The following is a 1183-nucleotide window of genomic DNA, read 5'->3' on the forward strand; positions in this document are numbered from 1 at the left end:
GTACGTGGCCATCTGCTCGACCTGGGTATCGGTGAAGCCTTGCGCAATCTGGTGCATGACCGTGGGACCGGCGCCTGCCTGCTTGAACGATTTCATTCGCGCGAGGAACTGCGCGGACGGCATGCCCGCCAGAGGAGCCAAGGCCGAGCCTCGAGGCGGACTGCCTTCACTGCCGTGGCAGTTGGCACAGGTGGCCGAGAGAGCGCGCGCGTTGAGCGCCTGCGAGTCCTGTGCCGATGCCGGTACAGCCAGCATCGTCAGCAGGAGGGCTGGCACCAGCAGCCAGGAACGCAAGTGAACGGAACTCATGGGCCTCCTTCTGTTTCTGATCAACTCGTCCGGGGCGAGTCACCCCAGCCAATAGAACGCCAGTCCGCCAAAGGCAGCGAGCAAGACCACCCCGGCGGTGCGAACGGCGAGCGTGTCGGCCGCATCCGGCGCTCGGACGCCGTGCTTGCGCCCGTTCGCCATCGGGGCAATCAAGTTGTCTTTCTTGAGCACGAGGTAGCCGAGGACGGCGATGACGTGCAACGCCACCAGCACGTAGATCACCCATTGCATTCGCACATGCAGCCACGTGGCCAGGCTGACCGTGCCCTCGGCGACCAGATGGACCAGAGGTCCGTCAGTGCTGATCGAGTCCGAACTGAACAGTCCGCTGATCGCCTGGATTAGCAGAACCGAAAGCATGGCGAACACTGCGACTGCGCCGGACGGCGTATGTCCGGCGTGTCGCTTGGCAAGCCCCTGTCGCAGGTAGGCGAACACAGTTCGTGGGGAGAACAGGAACGAGCTGAAGCGGGCATAGCGTGGGCCGACCACACCCCACACCAGCCGAAAGGCCAACAACGCGAGCGTGGCGATCCCGAGCCGAAGGTGCCAATCGATCCAGTTGCCGCCGAGTTGAGCCGTCACCACGGCTCCTGAAACTGTTGTCGCAAGCGCCCAATGAAAGACCCGGGTTGGCAGATCCCAGACCTTCACCCCAATCTTTACGGCAGGGGCGGAAGCTTCGCCAGGCGCCTCGTACCCGTAGGTCGTGTCGTTCATGGCGCTCTCTTTCGTCCGATGCTCGCCGTGTGGTGCTCATAGGCGGCCACGATCAGCGGTACGGCTGCCTCTATGTCGTCGGTTGTCGTGTCGTAACCAAGACTGAGCCGGATGGCGCCGTTCGCCTGTTGCA

At 63.5% G+C, this 1183-nt stretch carries 2 protein-coding genes; both read right to left on the reverse strand.

Annotation, left to right across the window (positions count from 1 at the left end; all coding sequences use genetic code 11):
• The coding region (locus tag AC1DYI_RS36270) for a c-type cytochrome (protein ID WP_477208925.1) at nt 1-294 on the reverse strand (294 nt) is incomplete at its 3' end.
• A 54-nt stretch (nt 295-348) separates the two neighbouring features.
• Nucleotides 349-1050 carry a cytochrome b/b6 domain-containing protein gene (locus AC1DYI_RS36275; protein WP_477208926.1) on the reverse strand — a complete coding sequence of 234 codons (702 nt, stop codon included), beginning with the start codon at nt 1048-1050 and terminating at the stop codon, nt 349-351.
• Nucleotides 1051-1183: the final 133 nt, after the last annotated feature.

It is taken from the genome of Ideonella sp. P3_A4 (genome assembly GCF_056403075.1).

What these genes read in the sequence shown, in the direction of transcription:
- AC1DYI_RS36275 (WP_477208926.1), bottom strand. Translation starts at nt 1,050, where the DNA reads ATGAACGACACGACCTACGGGTACGAGGCGCCTGGCGAAGCTTCCGCC.